The organism is Dyadobacter chenhuakuii (assembly GCF_023821985.2).
GTDB lineage: Bacteria > Bacteroidota > Bacteroidia > Cytophagales > Spirosomataceae > Dyadobacter > Dyadobacter chenhuakuii.
This window is the reverse complement of record NZ_CP098805.1, coordinates 2,159,993-2,178,607: the sequence shown is the minus strand read 5'-3', so window position 1 is coordinate 2,178,607 and position 18,615 is coordinate 2,159,993. Positions and strand designations below refer to the sequence as shown.

The following is an 18,615-nucleotide window of genomic DNA, read 5'->3' as shown; positions in this document are numbered from 1 at the left end:
TGTTTTTTTAGCTATATGCTTGGTTGTCAGGAAACTGCCCAATCCTCTCCCGACAAATGCGCTCCGTCAAATCCCTCAGCAACGCCACCCGACTCCCTAAATACTCCAATTCCACCTTCTCAATCTTGTAATTCCTATTATACCTCGCATCAATATACGCCTTTTTAAGAAGCGCAAACAGCCGCTTTTCGTCCTCGGTCGTCATAGGAAAAACAGTCGCAAACTCTGCGTGCTGTTTAATAACTTGATTCCCAAGAATCTCAATGTCATGTATTCTAGGCTTGTAATCAGTAAAAACCAGAAGGACAGCTGCATAATATCTTTCCGTAGCTTGGTGAAGTTCAAATGCTGCATTATTATAATATGCTGACCTGCCATCTGCTTTTTGACACAAAAATTCGAAGGTTTCCACAAATAGATTTGCACTTTCAAACCAATGCTCAAATTCTTCTATCGATTTTTCAACCCTTTGTGTCGGATTCAGGTCTTTCGGCTCAGATAAGGTGAATTTTCCAGAATCGAAAAGTATGACACCTTCTTTCAGTATATCTACAAAGAAATAATAATTCCGCTCGATCTTGTCGTTCACAAAACCAATGCTGTGATAGATGATGCTTGTTCTCGTGATATCCTCATTAGCCATCAATTCCTTTTCCAAATCCCACCATTTCTTTCCCTGCTTGGCGGAAAGCCTGTCTTTAGTAATGATCAGAATATCAAAATCGCTTACATACTCGTACTTCTCCTGGTAATCTTCAACCCAGTCACCCCGCGCGTAGCTGCCAAAGAGAATGATCATTTCAGCCGGGACTTTGTCGAGGATAATTTGAGTAAGAGCTTTTAGTTGGTCCTGTTTGTTTTGTGGGAGGTGGGTGAGGGAGGTCTTCATTTGTGTGTGGGGTTTCTGAAATTTTGGTAAGATACAAAATTTCAAAAATCATTAAAAGCTTAAACTAATGCTCAATTGCCATCGCCCGCACCTTTCCTCTTCCAAAAGTATAGACATGAAATAAGAGCGTGTCGCTTAAAACTTGACCGTCCAAATCCTTTATGATTTGACGGACTTTGATCGCGATCCGGCCGTCCGGCTTTGTATCAAATGAAATGGGTTCGACAGCGGGATCAATTTCTTGCCATTGCCGCAGTGAGTAAGCACGCAATTCCTCGTGCCCGGTAGCCGCAACTTACTCCAAAATTCAGAATCGCTCCTTTGGATTTTAATGTTTCCCAGCGTATCCTACTTTTGCTATATACTTAACCCCTAAAAATGAATCATGACAAAAAGTGAAGTAGCAACGAAATACATTGAATATCTCTCAAATGGCGCTGTTGAGCAGATAGTGAGTTTATTTTCAGCGGACGGAATGGTCAGTTCCCCGATCTATGGAGATAAGCCGGCGACAAGCTTTTTCAAGGAACTGACCAAAATTGAAAATTATCTACGATACCTTCGTTGCCAGAAAGTTAGTAGAAGATATGAGGTCTGAAACAGCTAATTTAATCTCCGCTACAAACAAAATCGGTTTAGCAGGGAGCTATCAATCAGCTACTTCACCGGATGCTCCAAAATATTGAAAGCCAGGTTTGGGCTGCCCTGGACGAGCCCGCTTGTAAATACCGTATAAATTTTCCCGGCTTCCAGATTGAAATTACCCACTGCGCCGAGCGTAGTTCCGTTCGCAGTGTTTGATAATGTCAGCGCGTGAGGACCTGGGTTGATACTTTGAAATGGCCCCAGCGACCAGGCGCTGAATGCTTCTCCCGACAAGGCAGAGTTGGCAGCACGGCCATAAGCGACGTTGCTGAATAAGGCTTTCCCGTTACTCAACACATTCAATGTGCCCGCGCCCGGCGACAGATTTACGAATCGCAGCTTGGCCTTGCCCGCCTCCGGCGCTTTCAGATCGTCGTAAAAAAGGATCAGCGAATCCGACTTGTTATTCTCTGTTCGGGCTGCGATTACCGTGTGATAAAATGTGGCGATCGGGCCGTTGGGCCTGCCGGTTGCAGTGAATGTTGCGCTGTTACCGAATTGGTACGAGGCTTTATAGCTTGTGTTGGTGCCTTCGGTAAAATTGATTTGCACATTGCCGAAAACGGTGGGGTAATAGTCAGAAGCCTTGTTGACGGCGACGGGCGTTGGCGTAATCTTATCCGTAAATGTCCAGAAACTGAGGGCGGAGTTGACGGGTCTTGCATTGACAAAACTAATGTAGGCGCTCAGTGGCGGGCGTTTTGCCGCGTCGATGTCCAGGTAACTGGTGTCTTTGCAGCTAGCTAATGTTGCTGTTGCGGCGAAGAGCAGCAGCAGGCGTTTTGAAAAAGACAATGTGGATATCATAAGTTCGAAGAGATGAATTTGGGTGTTAAAGTCGAGCTGTGATCCGGATAAATGGCTGAATGCCAGCGCTTCCGTTTTGCAGGCCAACAATGGATGGGTTGTTCAATGCTGAGAGTTTTGGGTCAGAATAATCGCCCAGCTCATTGAAGGCGTTATTTACACCAATGACTGCCTGGATGGATTTTGTAAAGGAGTAAGCCACAGAGGCGTCCACGACCCAGATCGGGTTGAGCTTTTGGAAGAAATAGTCCGGTCTGGGAAATGTTGCATTCAATGCCAATGCCGTTGTAACTGAGCCGAAGTAAATGCCGCGCACCATATAAGTCAGTTTGCCAACCTTGTAACTTCCCTGTAAATTCACTTTCGTTCCGGGAATGTGAGAAGTTACCCGCGCTTTTTCTCCATCGTTGAAAATAATGTAGCGGTATGCTTCCAGACCTTTCGGCGTATTCACGCTGACAACCTCATTCTTTACAAAATTGGCCCCCAGCAAAAACGTCAGTCCTCCGCTTCGGAACGGCGTGCGGTAACTTCCCGTGAGTTCCAATCCCTTTGTTCTAGTACTAAACGAGTTATAGAAAAACTTAGCCTGGGTCGTGCCCGTTTGCACAAAAAGGCTGCGTACTTCGAGCGGCAAATTGACGTCGGTCGCCGAAAAATTTCCCGTGTTTCCGACCCGGTTATTGACATCCACCCAATAAGCATCTGCCGTAAATTCAACGTTTTTCAGCGGCTGAGAAGTGATCCCCAATGTGTATCCCTTTGACTTTTCAGGCGTTAAAGTAGGAATGCCGAGCGCTCGGGTAGCGGCGCTTTGGTTAGAAGCTGTCACCTGATCGATTGCGCGGCCCTGCTGAAAACTGGTTGAGGTTTCAGTATAATAATATTGAGCAAGATCCGGAGCGCGGAAGCCTGTATTATGCGAGCCGCGAATGCCCAGCCAGTCGGCAATCTTGTATTTCGAAGCAATTTTATAGGTTGTTACATTGCCCAGCCCGGAGAAGCTTTCCAGGCGCAGCGCCCCTGAAACAAGCCAGTTTGTCGTAATATTTGCCTCGAGATCCGCGTAACCTGCCAGCACGGAACGGTTTACATTCACAGCATTTTCAGGCCGGAAACCAGCGTGGATCTGCGAACCCGGCGAGAGACCATTCAGACCGATTTGACCCTCATTGGTGTTATAAACAATGCCTGTTCCTGTTGTATCAAGTCCATAAACCGTTCGCAAATCTGCTTTTGAATAAGAAGCGGACTCACCAGCAACGATCTGGTAAGTTTCCACGCGATATTGCGCGCCAAAGGCAACATTGATTCCTTTTAAGGCTCGGTCAAAATAACGGCTGATGTCGATGCTGCCCGTATTCTGGCTTGCATTATAGCTGCCCGCATCAAACGTCCTGGGCGTTTTTAGGCCGAGGCTGGCATTCAACGAATTGGTAATCACATTCCCAAAGTCGTTTTTGCCATAAACATTCGAAATGTCCACGTCCCAATCCTGGATCTTGCCTTTCACACCCACCGCCAGGGACTTATCGGTGATGATGTTTTCCATGGCCGGTAAAAATCCATCAGGGTAGAGGAATGCATTGTTCCGCTCAGTCCAGCCCGGCAGTCGGAACACGGCGGTGAATTGGGAATTGCGGTGACTAATGCCGCCAAATGCATATACTTCCGCATTTTGTCGCAAAGGCACAGCCGCATTAAAGAATAGCAATGCATCTTTGGCCTTGTTGGAACCGCCGCCTCGACGGTCAAAAAAGTGCCTGTCTATTCCCCTGTTTTTTAGGATTTCCTCGTCGATTTCTTTGGTGTATATCGCGTCGTAATTCCGGGTGTTGGCACCGCCGCCGTAAATAGGGCCCAAGTATAAGCCGGCATGATCATTTCCAGGTAAAAGCGCAATGGCCTGCGTGGCGAATTCCGCGGTTGCATTCAGGTAACCGCCTGTTTTGCCCAGTGCGAATCCGTAGTTTGCATTCGTGCGGGTGGTGGTTCCGTCTCCTCTTCGCCGGGTGCTGGCCGTTGAGCTAAGTGTCAGTTGTTCAGTTGTTTTGTTCAAAACAATATTGATAACGCCTGCAATTGCGTCCGAACCATATTGCGCAGCTGCCCCGTCACGGAGGATCTCAACGCGCTGGATGGCGGCGGTCGGAATCGAATTCAGATCATAACCTGTGGCCCCGTTTCCAAGCCCGCCCCAGTTGATGTTTGAACTTTTGTGCCGCCGTTTTCCATTCACCAAAACCAGCACCTGATCCACGCCCAAACCCCTTAGTTGTGAGAGGTTCAGCGCAGAACCGGCATCACCGGCATTGCTGCCATTTACCGAATGAAACGAAGGTGAAACATATTGTAAAAGCTGTGTAATGCTGACCTGCGGCGCTGATTCCAAAAGTGGTTTCAAATCGATCACATCGACCGGAACCGGAGAATCCAGCTTGGTGCGGTTCGCATTTCTGGAACCCACCACTTGCACTTCGCCTAACTGCTGCGAGCTAGGTTGCAGACTGATATCGTATTGATTTTCAGCTGATATTTTAGCTTCTTGCGCGGAAAAGCCGACGAATGAAAACACTAGTGTTTCCCCTTTGATCAGGTTCAATGCATATTTTCCGTCTGCATCAGTCAGCGTGCCTTGCCTGGTGCCTTTTACCGACACATTTACACCTGGCAACGCTTCGCCGCTCACGGCATCTGTTACTTTTCCGTTCAGTATGCGCTGCTGGGCGAAAGATTTAAAGGCGGCAAATACAAATAATAGTAGAATATATCTTTTCATTCAAAGAGGTGTTTATGGCTTCATCTGACGATAGCCCGCATGGAACCCTAATAACGCACAACTTTATACGTTAGTAATTGGTGTTCTGATTTGGTGACGACGGAATCGCAGCGATGTCCATTCTTCGGGCTGGGGAGCCTGCAGTTCCTGTCCGAATTCCTGCACATGCTGACTTGACAAGTAAACCCGTCATCCCTCCGTCGCCAAATCAGAAGCAATGTTATAGTACAACAAGAGGCAATATCACTTCACGCTAGCCTTGGTTGTAGAAGCAGATTCTGTTGCAATAAGCGAGACGTCCAGGTTGAAAGTATCGTCAATTGCTTTGTCGCCAATCGCGGAAAAGAAAGTTTTGGAATTATACTTGATGCCGTATTTGGTGCGGTCAATCGTGATCTTCGCATTAGCTGTCAGGTTTTTCCCTGTTGTAGTCACCTCTGCCGGAAATGCAACATCCTCGGTAATGCCTTTGATCGTCAGCTTACCTTTCACATTGTATTTATTTGCACCGGAGGGCGTTACTGAGGTGATATTTAACTTGCCGGTTGGATGTTTCTCGACAGCAAAAAAGTCCTCGCCTTTCAGGTGTGTGGTCAGTTTTTTGTTGTATTCAGGGTCTTTCAGGTCAGTTACTGTGAGATCTTTCAGATCGATTTCAAAGTTGCCGCCCTTTAATTTTCCAGCGTCTACCAGTAACGTGCCGCTCTTGATGGGAACCAGGCCCGAATGCTCGCCGGTTACTTTTTTAGCATTCCATACCAGCTTGCTTTTCTGTGTGTCTACTGTGTACGGATTTTCTTTTACAGTATTTGTGAAAGATGCCAAGCCAAGTGTAGCGAGCGACAATGCGGATAAAATGGTCTTTTTCATAATAAATTGAATGGTTAAAATATTAAGTCTATTGGTTTTGTAGACTAAATGTGATAAAATAATGCTATCGAACGCGAATAGGCGTTTTAATGTTCGGTAGACACGATTACTCAGTTTAAGCTGATTAGCTTCTCCATTTGTCCTCAGGACAACATTTGGTTGCGCAGGGGACCGGGCGGATTTGGATGCTTTTTCTGGACATGATTTGTAAATTTATAGTTCCTAAAAATGTTAGGCAGGTTAGCACTGATTCCACCCTGGAAAGTTGCTAAGAGTTCGCCGAGCCTGTCTCTCCCTCTTTCTTTATAAATCCACTTTTACTTTGCAGGTAGTAATCGTAAGACGATGCAAAGGTAAAGTCATCTTTTGCGGAATGTCAAAACTCAATAGTATTATTTCGAGATCATGCCACCAGGAAATGCGTCGCCTAATGCTATTTGCGCTTTTCTTCAAGGGGATATTTCTTGTTAATCTTATTCAAAACAACGTAAATCGAGTCTTTCGCTTCGTTTGTCCCTGACAAAAGAATTTTGTTTGGATCAACTCTTTCATACCTCAAAAGAAGCTTGCTCGACGTGTCAGCGCGGTTTCTTAATACCAACAACTTATGGATCGTATCGGCAGAATACCCATAATAATACCGGCCGATATTGCCGTAATACTCCGTGGTCCGGATTGAATTCTTCGTGTTGAGCTTGAAAGGCTTGTCAATTTTAATGCTGATGGAATTGAACTTCTCGAATACGACATTCTGCCAGCGCGTGGTGTCTCCAATCGCATCCGGGATTGTGTTGCTATTCAGCTTAAAATCAGCCACGTGATAGAACCCGCTAAATCCGGCAAGTCCATCATCCAAGGGAAGTTTGAAGGTCTTGCCACTCGCATACAAGGTCCCGTAACTGTAACCGCGATGAATGATGAACAGGAAAATGAATGCATATTTGAACGCAAGAAGGGCGCTATTCTTCCAATTTTGGGCAAAGGTGATCTTTGGCACATATGTCAGTGCAACAGCCTTGTGCTCAATTAAAATTTCATAAAACCGTTTGCCATCCCGCACCAAAAGCATCAGCGAAAGCGTGAGAATGTGCAAACTCGCAAGCTCCACACCCGCGTCGTAACCAATGTTAACAAACCAGATCGGCACCAAAATAGCCACCATCATCAGGGCCCCGAGTGTGGTAGTCCGCCGGAAAAGGATAAAAAGCGTTGCCGCCAGCTCGAAAAATCCCGCGAAAACTTCAAAAAACGGCGATACGCCGGTGGTCAGCCAATATAACTTACCCGGAGTGAAATCGCCCAGGTTGGTGTTCAGCTGACTGATTGTCGGAAACGGCATTTGCACCGGAAACACTTTCGCCCAAGCAAACCAGGACATTCTCAGCGCAATGCCATAGCGCGCCGCGGTGTAAAACCAGTAATACAGCTTCTCAAAATCAATGCGCTTTCTGTCGAGCCGGTCCCAAGCCCATCCTGCCAGCAGGCATATGACGACTGTGACGAACCATCCCGTGTAGTTCTTGCCTTCCTGACTCTCGAAAAACCAGGGCTTGTTTTGCGAGAGCGCATCCAGCCATCGGAATTTGTAGGAATTTACATTGAAACCTGCGTCGAAATCCTGTTGGTAGAATTCAGGCGTAAAGGGTACTGTGCTAATAACAGCATAAATCAGCGCGGCGCGCAATGCAATCTTTTCGCGCGTTTTCCAGCTGGGAAACGCCGAAGGTGCTTTCGGTAATGACATTGTAAAAATGAAATGTGAATGAATTGACGCTGACAAAAGTAGAAGGCAGACTTTTGCTGTGCAATCCGTTTGGTGGTATGAAATCGAATTATTCTATTAAGTCTACAAATTTAATAGAGATGTGATCTACATTTGTACAAGTCTAACGACGACCTTTTAAAAACCACCTTTGATAGGTTAACAATTATACCGGAAAAAATCCTGCAAATGTTTCCGGTCCAGTGAGGATTCTTTCAGCTTGTCTGGCAAGAATATATGTTAACTATTATCCATTTTAACAACACAAGTTGTATGAAAATCAACGACAAGATCAAGGTTGTGGCTTTGGCAGGTGCCACGCTTTTAAGCAGTTTTGCAGCAACGGCAGACAAGCCTGGTGCTAAATCGCCCAAGCAGGGTATCTGGCGCGGGGAGTTTGTAATTAGCGAAACACACATTCCATTCAATTTCGAGTACAATGCTAAAAACGCAAAGGATCCGATCCTGACGCTGCTGAACGGCTCACGAAGGGACGATTTCCATGTGACAAAAATCGGCGCGGATTCGATTTTTGTAAAAATGAACACTTATGATGCAGCATTGGTCGCAAAGGTGGAATCAGACGGAAAGATTACAGGTGAATACCGCAGCCTGGTGCCTGGCTTCCGGGGGAATTCGTTGCCATTTTCAGCCGAGCATGGCAAGGATTATCGCTTTGTAGAAAAAGGCAAAGAGCAGCCTACCAAACACAATTTGAGCGGCAAATGGGATTTGCAGGTTTTCAGCAAAGCCAAAATGCCTGATAATGTAGCGCTTCTCAAACAAGAAGGAAACAAACTGACCGGCGTGGTAATGTCAACAGTAGGGGACAGCCGCGAGCTGGAAGGCGTTGTGCAAGGCGATGAATTTGTGCTTTCCCATTTTTCTGGTCCTAACCCAAGGGTTTATAAAGGAAAAATTAATGAAGATGGCTCCATCACGGGTGTAATCAGCTCGGGTATTTACGACAATACCAAGTTTGAAGGTGCCAAGAACGAACAGGCAGCATTGCCAGACCCATACAAACTGACCTATTTGAAAGAAGGATATACCAAACTGGATTTCACCTTGCCTGACCTGGACGGAAAGCAAGTTTCGCTCAGCGATGACAAATACAAAGGTAAAGTGGTGATCGTCGAAATCATCGGCACCTGGTGCCCGAACTGCACAGATCAGACGGCTTTCCTTTCGCCCTGGTTTAAAGAAAACAAAAAGCGCGGCGTAGAAGCGATTGCGATCGGTTTTGAACAAAAAGACGATCTTGCTTATGCCAAATACACGCTGGGCACATTGAAAAAAAAGTACGGCATTGAGTACGACATTCTTTTCGGCGGCATTGCAGACAAGAAGGTCGCTTCCGAAAAACTGCCTGCACTGAACCGCATGATGGCATTTCCAACCACGATCATCATCGGTCGTGATGGCGAGGTAAAGCAGATCCACACGGGCTACACCGGCACGGTTACCGGAAAATATTTCGAGGATTATGTTGCCAAATGGAATAAGGATCTTGACGCTTTAATCGCTGAGCCCGTTCCGGCCACTTTCTCGTCGGCCAATACTACTCCTGCGAAAAGTGGGAAATAAAAAGGGTGATTTGGTACGCTAACTGGTAATCTGAACAACTGCAAGGGAGAGTTCTCACTTTGCAGTTGTTTAATCCTTCACTTTAATGCCGCACGAGTATGTTGTTTAAGCAATTGTTCTTCCTTTTTCTACTTACATCTGTAAATGTTTTCGCCCAGGAACCTTCTGACATCTCTAAATGGAATGTATCCGTTTCTAGCAAAAATGCGAAAGCAGGTGATGAAGTCGAGCTCATTTTCTCAGCTTCGATTGATAAAAATTGGAAGCTCTATTCCAGTGATTTCAAAAACGAAATCGGTCCGCTTCCTACTGAATTCAAATTTGTGGAAACCGATTCGTATCAGTTGATAGGCACCATTAACCCTATTCAGCCCAAAAAAACGACTGACCCCACCTGGGATGTGCAGTACACCTATTTCACCGAGAAGGCACAGTTCCGGCAGAAAATTAAGGTTTCAAAAAACGGATTTAATGTTGCGGGAACCATAAAGGGGCTCTTGTGTAGCAACGAAGACGGCCTTTGCATTCCTTTCCAGGAGTCTTTTCGGATTAATTGAAACAGAAATTCATCAGCATGTTCAAAGTCAAGCAAATTGTTACCGTTCTTTCGGCTGCGTTGTTTTTTGTGATAACTGTGGCATTTCAGCATCAGGAAAATGACGTTTCCACGAAGGCAGAGCTGGGTGAAAAGTTATTTTCCGACCCTATTTTGTCAAGAGGAAAAGCCATCAGCTGCGCCTCCTGTCACATTCCACAATTTGCGTTCGCTGACACCGCTGCCTTCAGTGTGGGTGATAAAGGAACCAGAGTTTCGCGAAACAGCCCGGCGCTAACGAACCTTTCGGGGCGTACAGAATTTTTCTGGGATGGAAGGGCGGCTTCGCTGGAAGAGCAGATACTTGGCCCATTGTTGGCCCATGACGAAATGGACCTACCGGTCGAACAGGCTGTAGAGCGTTTAAAGCAGGATACATTCTATAGCGCGGCTTTTCAAAAGATTTTTAAAACAGAGGTAAACCAAAGAAATCTGCTGAGTGCAATCGCTTCTTTCGAACGAACATTGGAAACCACCAACACACCTTACGATCGATATCTGGACGGGGATGAAAAGGCGATGTCTGAACAAGCGGTTCGCGGACGTATACTGTTTATCGGTAAGGCGGGTTGCGCCACTTGCCACTCCGGCGAGGACTTTACTGCCGATCGTTTTAAGAACATTGGCCTTTTTAATGGAAAGGAATTGACTGATCCCGGCCGGTTCAAAGTCACCAAAGACAGCGCTCACATCGGTCTGTTTAAAGTGCCCGGCCTGCGTAATGTGGCCGTCACTGCACCGTACATGCACAATGCGATGTTCAAAACACTCAAAGAAGTCGTTCAATATTATAACACACCCGACAAATTTGTCAGTAACAGCATCAAACGCGACTTGTCCCTGGGCACCTCGCTCAACCTCTCCGACGGCGAAGTTGATGACATTGTAGCATTTCTGGAGGCATTGACTGACGACCGGTTCAAGAAAAAATAAGCTCATATCTATGTATAAAAATTTACGAAAAGCCGGCAGCTTGTGGCTGCTCTGTACGCTTGCGTCTGTCGATTTTAATATCGCTTTTGCGCAAGAAAAAGTAGTCAGCGGCAAAGTGACGTCTGTTCAGGACAATAGTCCGCTACCCGGTGTGAATGTGGTCGTGAAAGGATCCAGCAAGGGTATTTCCACCGATGCAAATGGCAGTTACCAGTTCAGTATCAATGAAAGCGACAATGTGCTCGTGTTTTCCTTTATCGGCTATGATCCGGTGGAGCAGACGATTGGTACCAGAACCAAAGTTGATGTTGCACTGAGAGAGTCGTCGCAGCAGCTCTCCGAAGTCGTCGTTACTGCGCTTGGTTTTAAGGAAAGCTCGGATAAACTGGCAGCGACCAGCTCCAAAATCGACGCAAAAGCGATTACCGCCTCAGGTGAACCGACTTTAATAAACAGTCTGGCTGGTAAGGCTTCTGGCGTGCAAATCAATAAAAATAGCAGTGACCCCGGAGCGGGATCCTTCATTCAGATCAGAGGACTGAGCACCATTACCGGCAATAATCAGCCGCTGATTATTGTGGACGGTGTTCCATTGAGCAATTCAAGTGAGGGAGGCTCGCAGGGAAATGTATCGCAGCAATCGCGCCTGAACGATATCAATCCCAATGACATTGCCTCGGTCCAGATCCTGAAAGGAGCATCCGCCGCAGCGCTCTGGGGTTCACGTGCCGCCAACGGCGTGATCGTGATCTCGACCAAAAAGGGCAGCGGCGAAAAACTGAGCATTTCGTTCAATTCTTCGTATTCTTTTGATGAGGTGAATGCATTTCACGCAAGACAAAACACATTCGGGCAGGGAGCGGGAGGTAAATACAATCCTGCCGGTACCAATTCCTGGGGAGACAAAATAGCCGACCGCTCCGGAGCGGCCGACGAGTTGAATACGACAGGAGCCTATTTCGAAGCGCAGGATGGGACCAAACATTATCCGATCGTCACGAAAAATTCCAGGGAAACCTTCAACGAATCGAACTACAACCAGGTTTTTCGCACCGGTACTGCGGCTGACAACACATTGAGCGTTAGCGGCGGAACCGAAAAATCCACATTTTATTTCAGCGCCGGACATTTAAATCAAAAAGGTGTTTTCAATGGCGCGAGCGATTACAAACGAACCAGTTTTAAACTCAACACCGAACGCAAGTTCACTGATGTTTTCCGCATTGCTGCCAATTCTACAATGAGCAGGATCACTTCCAACAGGCAGGGCAGGGGAAACAATAATTCGGGCGCGCCTGTGGGTTTACTTAGAAATGCGCCTGATTTCGATGTATCCGACTACAAAGGAACCTACTACGCCAGCCCGTCGGCCTCGCCGGAGTTCAACCGCCAGCGCACGTACAGAAGTTACCTTGGTGCGTCTGCAAACCCGTTGATCGGGAGCCCGGTATGGGCGCTTCATGAACAGAAATACACTTCTTCTGTCAATCGGTTTTTGAACAGCGTGGAGCTGGGCATCAAGCCGGTTGAATGGTTTGAGCTCATCGCCCGGGCAGGTTATGACACCTACACCGACGAGCGGCTGGATTATTTCCCGGTTAACGATCTGAGCAACAATGGACGTGGGCAGTTTGTCGACAGGCTGTTCAAAGAAGCGGAACTAAACACGGATCTGATCGGGCGTTTTGTGAAAGACTTTGGTAAACATTATGCCTTGACTTACGTGATCGGCTTCAATGTCAATGACCGGCGTTATCTGAACGACAATCTGGACGTTAAAAACTTTATCATTCCCGACGCTCCGGCCAATCCTTCGAACGCCACTTCCGCTAACCGCACACCAACCACAGTCCGCTCGCACATCCGTAATGCGCGTTTTTACAACACGGCCGGTTTATCCGTATTCAATTCGGTGTTTGTAAATGTCTCGCTGGCTGCGGAGGCTGGCTCGGCTTTTGGTAAAAATGCGAAAAACACATTCTATTATCCGTCAGCAGATATTGCGTGGCAGTTTTCGAACCTACCTTTTCTGGAAAATTCAGGACTGGACTTTGGCAAGCTGCGGGCGTCATTTGGAGTAGTAGGCGTGCAGCCCCTGCCTTACAAAACACAGACAAATTACCTGGCAGCCGCATTCTCGCAAGGGATTTTAGGTGATAACATTGCCGGCTCGCAATATGGGAACGGCGCATTCCTGCAAAGTCCAGAGCAGGGAAACGATAAGCTGCGCCCGGAACGAAAAACGGAGTATGAGATCGGGGCAGACCTGCGGCTCTGGCACAATAAAGCCCGTTTTGGTTTTACCTATTATCAAAATAAAGTCGATAACCTGCTGATTCCCGTTACCCTTCCAGCCTCAACAGGTTTTGTGAGTAAATATACCAATGCGGCCACACTGCAAAATAAAGGCATCGAGGCTGATCTGGCGCTGGATCTGATCCGCACTAAGGATTTTAACTGGTCGGTGAATGCTAATGTGAATCGCAATCGAAACAAGGTGACTGACCTTGCGGGAACCAGCTCCTTATTCCTGACTGGCATCAGCGGTTCTATCGACGTGCGCGCCGTAGAAGGTCAGCCGGTGGGCGTGTTTTGGTATGGAAAATACCAGCGGACAGAAGATGGGAAACTCGCGCTGGACAAAAACAATTTTCCACAGCTGGCCTCTATCAGTGGCATCATCGGAGACCCGAATCCGGACTGGCGCGGTGGACTGGGCACGACATTGCGTTATAAAAAACTCACGCTCGACGTATTGTTCGAAACTTCACAGGGAGGTGATTTTTATGAAGGTACCCGCGCGGTGATGTATAATTTTGGTACACATGCCGATGTGGGCAAAGAGGTAACACTGACGCAGGATGTTAAAAACTATACGGGGAAAGTGTTTGCGGCAGGAACGACCGTCCGCGGTAATCTGCACGATTTCGGCGGTGGACCGGTGCTGCTCGACGAACCCTATTACACCTCGATCGGCGGCGGTTTCAGTGACTTGAAAGAGCATATGATCAGCGACGGAAGCTGGACGCGCCTGCGGCAATTGTCTTTGAGCTATCATTTGGACAGCGAGAAATTCCGCAAAGTGATTCCGCTGCAATCAATCGATTTTTCGGTAACCGGAAGAAATCTTTTTCTCTGGTCAAAAATCAAAGGCATTGACCCCGATACCAACCTGACCGGCGACCCGCTAGCCCGAAATATGGATTGGTTCAACTCCCCCGGAACCCGCTCGCTCATCCTGACTTTGCGCTTAACCTATTAAAATTTAAGAGTATGAAACGCTTCAAGCGATGTATCTTTATTCCCCTACTGATGGTTTTGCTGTCCTGCGAAAGCGTTGTGGACGAGCTCAATACCGATCCCAATAACCCTGCACAAGCCTCGGCGACATTATTGCTGACAGGTTTACAGCTCGGAAATATTAGCATTCACGAAGGTCACACTGCGCGGGTTGCCGGACTCTGGTCTGGTTACTTCACTGGCATTGACCGCCAGTACCGCGACATTTATTTTTACAATGCCTCGGGTGGACTGTTCAATGTTTCTTGGCAGAACATTTACTACGGCGTATTGCAGCAAACGAAACTGTTAGAAGAACAGGCCAGGCTAACCAATAACCGCGTTATTGCGGGCATTGCAAAAGTGGTCAAGGCGCATGCAGCGGGTGCGGCAACTTCCGGCTGGGGCGACGTGCCTTTCGCGCAGGCTGCCGACATTGCACAGTTCCCAAATCCGGTTTTTGACAAGCAGGAGGATATTTACAAATCGTTACAAAAGCTGCTCGATGATGCCATCGCAGACCTGGAAACCAACCAGGGAACAACGCCTGGGGTAGCCGACATTCATTTCGGCGGAAATACGACTAAATGGATCGACGTGGCACATACGCTCAAAGCGCGCTTTTATCTGGACGTGCGAGACTATGCAAATGCTTACAAAGAAGCGCAGCTCGGCATAAAAAACGCAGAAGGTTCGCTGCTGGCGCCGCATGGAACTTCCTCGGGTATCAATGAGAATTTCTATTTTACCGGCCGCTCCATCACAGACATTGATTCACAAGGCGCCTACATCACCACGATCCTCGATCCGGCTAGTGCAGCCTATCGCGGTGATGCAAAAACCGACGAGCGTGCGCGTTTGAATTTCTACCTTACTTACACAGAAGCCAATGGTGTGAAATCCAGCTTCAAACATAACTACACCAGCACAGCAACCAAAAAAGGCGTTTTTGCGCAGGACGCACCATTTCCACTGATCACTTTCCAGGAAAACCAGTTGATCCTTGCTGAGGCGGGTTACCGGGTAAATGGGTTGGAAGAAGGGCTTTTGCAGTTGAACAAATACCGCGCTTATCTGAATGAAGGTGGTTACATCGGCACCACTTACCGCGAAGGGAATTTTAAATACGAACCGTACGTCGCGGCTGATTTTACCGCTGGGGGGATTGCCAATAAAAAACGCGAAGCGGCCGGTGACGCGCTGCTGCGGGAAATCCTGGAAGAACGGTATATTACTTTTTTTGGTCAGATCTTAGGTTTCAATGATTTGAGAAGGACCCGAAAAGAGGCAGTAGTTGTACCGGTTCCTGCCAACAACGGCAGTGTTTTGCCTGAGCGATTTGTATACGCGCAGGACGAAGTCAATTCGAATACCAATGCGCCCAATCCGGTTCCGGGTGTTTTTGAACCAACACCGGTCAATAAAAAGTGATTGAACTGAGAATGACTAAAAGCATCGGATTACTTGCATTGCTGTTTCTGAGTTTCGGCATGGGCGTTTCAGGCCAGGATTTCAAATCGGATTCAACTAAAATTACGCTCACTGAGGGTACCAATTTTGCGCTGGCCTTGTCGCCGGACAAACAAACGATCGCCTTTGATTTGCAGGGAACATTGTGGATTCTGCCAATTGGTGGAGGAAAAGCAGTACCCATTTCGGATGCATTAGGCGACATTCGGCAGCCAGCTTGGTCACCTGATGGTCAAAAGTTAGCTTTTCAATCGTACCGGGATGGAACCTATCATATTTGGACAGTTAATAAAAATGGCACCGGTTTAAATCAGGTTACGACGGGCGTTTATGACGATCGCGAACCTTACTGGTCGCCTGACGGAAACCTTATCGCCTTTTCTTCCGACCGCAGTGGTAACTATGATATCTGGCACGTTGAGCTTGCTTCCGGAAAACTGAAACAGCTCACGACCGATCCCGCCAACGATTATTTCGCTGCATATTCGCCTGATGGCAGGCTGGCCTATGTTTCAGAGCGAAAAGCAGGCGGCGGCATTTATGTGCAGGATGCAAATGGTGCGGAAAAGCTGCTGGTCAGCAGTAAGGAAAAGCTGGCTTCGCCTTCTTGGCATCCTTCCGGGAAGTGGATCATTTTTAATAGTGTAACGCAAGGCGAAAGCACATTGGACTTTGTCCAGACAGGTGGCGGCGAGTGGCAGACATTGTCCCGACCGGAAGAAGATGTTTTTCCTTTCCGCGCAGCCTGGATCTCTGAAAACGATTATCTCTATACGTCAAGCGGCCGAATCAAAAAAGGAAAATTGGGAGACAAAACATCAACCAACATTTCATTTGAAGCGCAGGTAAATGTAGGACGGCATACGTACGCAAGAAAAAAGCGGGACTTTGATTCTGAAAAGGTTAAGTCCGTGCTGGGAATTAGAAGCCCGGTTGTCTCACCCGACGGAAAACAGATTGCGTTCACCGCATTGGGTGATTTGTATCTGTTGACAAAAGGGACTGCAAAGCCGCTGCAACTTACAGATGATAAATTCATTGCAATAGACCCGGCCTGGTCTCCCGACGGAAAGCAGCTTGCGTATGCTTCCGACCGGAATGGTAACTCGGATCTTTGGGTCAGGGATATAGCCACCGGCCAGGATAAACTTTTGCTGGACGCAAAACATGCGATCAAATATCCGAGCTGGTCGGCGGACGGTAGCCAAATCGCTTATTATGAGTCTGATCCGAAAGGCTGGCTGCGCACTTCACTTAAAACTTTGGACCTGAAAACCACAAAGTCCGAGCTGGTATATGCGCCATTGTTCGATGCTTCACAGCCAAGCTGGTCGCCGGACGGAAAATCCATTATCCTTTCTGCTTTGCAGCCTTATTCAACGCGTTATCGGGAAGGTGTGAGTGAATTTTTGCTCATTAATGTCAAAGAAAAAAAGGGCGATTTCATTGCGCCCGTTGCGGAACGGACGCCTGCCGCAAGAGGCAAAAATGGCCCCTACTGGTCGCCAGACGGCAAATCGCTCGCCTACGGACTGGATGGTTACCTGTGGACGGTTCCCATTGAAGCGGGCAAGCTGACCGGCGTGCCTAAGCAATGGACGCGCGAGCTGTCGGAAGGTTTTAGCTGGACGGCTGACTCAGAGCACATTGTTTTTATTGCCACGGATGCATTAAAACAAGTCAATCTGCGCGATGGGAAACAGGAAACATTTTCATTAGACCTGACCTGGAAAACACAGCAGCCCAAAGAACATTACGCCATTCACGCCGGAAAAGTGTTTGACGGAAAAAATGAGAAATACCAAGAGAATGTGGACATTCTGATCGAAGGGAACCGCATCAGGAAGATCGAGCCGCACAATGCATCACGAAAAGGAAAGGTGATTGACGCGTCCAAAAGTGTGGTGATCCCCGGACTGTTTGAAATGCACACGCACCAGTCGGCTTTGGCCGGTGAGCAGCTCGGCAGACTGTGGCTGTCTTACGGCATAACTTCCACGCGCGAGCCGGGAACGGAGCCTTATGATGTGGTAGAAAGGAAAGAATCCTGGGAAAGTGGGCGTCGCAAAGGTCCGCGAACGTTTTACGCCGGGGCATTGATGGACGGAAACCGCATTTATTATGGCCTTGCCGTCAGCAACCGGGCTGGCGCGCAGCTCGATCAGGAGCTTAAAAGGTCGGTAAGACTTGGTTACGATATGATCAAGACCTACGTGCGCATGCCTGATTCTTTGCAAAAACAGGTCACCGAATTTGCACACAGAAACGGCATTCCCGTTTCATCTCACGAGATTTTCCCCGCTGCGGGTTATGGTGTCGATGCAGTCGAGCATATCGGCGCTACCAGCCGGCGGGGCTATTCTACCAAACTATCGGCGGAAAATAATTCTTACCAGGACGTTGTGCAGATCATTGCCAAATTGGGTCTGAACATTACGCCAACGGCTTCGCTCCACGGCGGACTGCATTATCTGATTAACAAAGACACTGCGTTTTTTGATAACCGTCAGTTTCAATCTTTTTATTCCAAAGAATCAATTCAGGAACTAAGGGAATCAGGCGAGTTGCGGTTGAAGACAAATCCTGCATTTCTGACCTCATTTGGCAACATTCAAAAAACACTAAAAGCAATCCTGGCTGCTGGCGGGCGTGTTACGCCGGGGACGGATTCGCCTATTATAGCACCGGGAGTGAGTCTGCATGCTGAACTACAAAGCTGGGTCGATGGCGGAATTACTCCTTTTCAGGCATTGCGGTCGGCCACATTGTGGTCTGCCGAGTCAGTAGGAGTAGGAGATGACCTGGGCAGTATTGAAGCTGGGAAACTGGCTGATCTGATCATTTTGGATGGTGATCCATTAACTAATATCAAGGATTTGCTAAATGTGAAGACTGTAATTAAAAATGGTATTGTTAGTGATATCAATGCATTGCTGAACCGAGCAAAGTAGGGATTGTGGGGTAATCTGGTAAGCAAGGCGATGCGTCGCGGTAACTTA

The 18,615-nt window shown here is 47.6% G+C and carries 11 protein-coding genes and 1 riboswitch; of the genes, 6 read left to right on the top strand and 5 right to left on the bottom strand.

Annotated features, from left to right (window positions below; all coding sequences use genetic code 11):
- Window positions 1–7: 7 nt before the first annotated feature.
- The 5 genes from NFI80_RS08930 to NFI80_RS08910 form a co-directional block, all read right to left on the bottom strand.
- Complete coding sequence (locus tag NFI80_RS08930; RefSeq protein ID WP_235163365.1) at window positions 8–889, bottom strand: HEPN domain-containing protein; 882 nt, start codon at window positions 887–889, stop codon at window positions 8–10.
- 657 nt (window positions 890–1,546) lie between these two features.
- Window positions 1,547–2,341, bottom strand: coding sequence for a DUF4397 domain-containing protein (locus NFI80_RS08925; protein ID WP_235163367.1), 795 nt, complete (start codon window positions 2,339–2,341; stop codon window positions 1,547–1,549).
- A gap of 25 nt (window positions 2,342–2,366) precedes the next feature.
- Entirely contained in the window at window positions 2,367–5,120 is a 2,754-nt protein-coding gene (locus NFI80_RS08920; protein WP_235163368.1) for a TonB-dependent receptor, read from the bottom strand.
- Window positions 5,121–5,363: 243 nt separating this feature from the next.
- Window positions 5,364–5,990, bottom strand: a complete 627-nt coding sequence (locus NFI80_RS08915; protein ID WP_235163369.1) for a YceI family protein — start codon at window positions 5,988–5,990, stop codon at window positions 5,364–5,366.
- A gap of 210 nt (window positions 5,991–6,200) precedes the next feature.
- Window positions 6,201–6,302: riboswitch (SAM riboswitch) on the bottom strand.
- Between the two features lie 121 nt (window positions 6,303–6,423).
- A complete protein-coding gene (locus NFI80_RS08910; RefSeq protein WP_235163370.1) occupies window positions 6,424–7,734 on the bottom strand; it encodes a hypothetical protein in 1,311 nt (436 codons plus the stop codon).
- 291 nt (window positions 7,735–8,025) lie between these two features.
- Between NFI80_RS08910 and NFI80_RS08905 the strand changes: the two genes are divergently transcribed.
- The 6 genes from NFI80_RS08905 (at window position 8,026) to NFI80_RS08880 (ending at window position 18,567) form a co-directional block, all read left to right on the top strand.
- On the top strand, window positions 8,026–9,339 hold the full coding sequence (locus NFI80_RS08905) for a peroxiredoxin family protein (RefSeq protein ID WP_235163371.1): 1,314 nt from the start codon (window positions 8,026–8,028) through the stop codon (window positions 9,337–9,339).
- Between the two features lie 98 nt (window positions 9,340–9,437).
- Entirely contained in the window at window positions 9,438–9,896 is a 459-nt protein-coding gene (locus tag NFI80_RS08900; RefSeq protein ID WP_235163372.1) for a protein-disulfide reductase DsbD domain-containing protein, read from the top strand.
- Between the two features lie 17 nt (window positions 9,897–9,913).
- Window positions 9,914–10,867 (top strand): cytochrome-c peroxidase, encoded by a 954-nt coding sequence (locus NFI80_RS08895; RefSeq protein WP_235163373.1) that lies wholly within the window; start codon window positions 9,914–9,916, stop codon window positions 10,865–10,867.
- A 10-nt stretch (window positions 10,868–10,877) separates the two neighbouring features.
- On the top strand, window positions 10,878–14,129 hold the full coding sequence (locus NFI80_RS08890; RefSeq protein ID WP_235163374.1) for a SusC/RagA family TonB-linked outer membrane protein: 3,252 nt from the start codon (window positions 10,878–10,880) through the stop codon (window positions 14,127–14,129).
- Between the two features lie 11 nt (window positions 14,130–14,140).
- Window positions 14,141–15,577, top strand: coding sequence for a SusD/RagB family nutrient-binding outer membrane lipoprotein (locus NFI80_RS08885; RefSeq protein WP_235163375.1), 1,437 nt, complete (start codon window positions 14,141–14,143; stop codon window positions 15,575–15,577).
- Between the two features lie 11 nt (window positions 15,578–15,588).
- Window positions 15,589–18,567 (top strand): DPP IV N-terminal domain-containing protein, encoded by a 2,979-nt coding sequence (locus NFI80_RS08880; RefSeq protein WP_235163376.1) that lies wholly within the window; start codon window positions 15,589–15,591, stop codon window positions 18,565–18,567.
- Window positions 18,568–18,615: the final 48 nt, after the last annotated feature.

Coding starts and splice junctions, on each gene's coding strand:
- NFI80_RS08930 (WP_235163365.1), bottom strand. CDS start 889: ATGAAGACCTCCCTCACCCACCTCCCACAAAACAAACAGGACCAACTA.
- NFI80_RS08925 (WP_235163367.1), bottom strand. CDS start 2,341: ATGATATCCACATTGTCTTTTTCAAAACGCCTGCTGCTGCTCTTCGCC.
- NFI80_RS08920 (WP_235163368.1), bottom strand. CDS start 5,120: ATGAAAAGATATATTCTACTATTATTTGTATTTGCCGCCTTTAAATCT.
- NFI80_RS08915 (WP_235163369.1), bottom strand. CDS start 5,990: ATGAAAAAGACCATTTTATCCGCATTGTCGCTCGCTACACTTGGCTTG.
- NFI80_RS08910 (WP_235163370.1), bottom strand. CDS start 7,734: ATGTCATTACCGAAAGCACCTTCGGCGTTTCCCAGCTGGAAAACGCGC.
- NFI80_RS08905 (WP_235163371.1), top strand. CDS start 8,026: ATGAAAATCAACGACAAGATCAAGGTTGTGGCTTTGGCAGGTGCCACG.
- NFI80_RS08900 (WP_235163372.1), top strand. CDS start 9,438: ATGTTGTTTAAGCAATTGTTCTTCCTTTTTCTACTTACATCTGTAAAT.
- NFI80_RS08895 (WP_235163373.1), top strand. CDS start 9,914: ATGTTCAAAGTCAAGCAAATTGTTACCGTTCTTTCGGCTGCGTTGTTT.
- NFI80_RS08890 (WP_235163374.1), top strand. CDS start 10,878: ATGTATAAAAATTTACGAAAAGCCGGCAGCTTGTGGCTGCTCTGTACG.
- NFI80_RS08885 (WP_235163375.1), top strand. CDS start 14,141: ATGAAACGCTTCAAGCGATGTATCTTTATTCCCCTACTGATGGTTTTG.
- NFI80_RS08880 (WP_235163376.1), top strand. CDS start 15,589: ATGACTAAAAGCATCGGATTACTTGCATTGCTGTTTCTGAGTTTCGGC.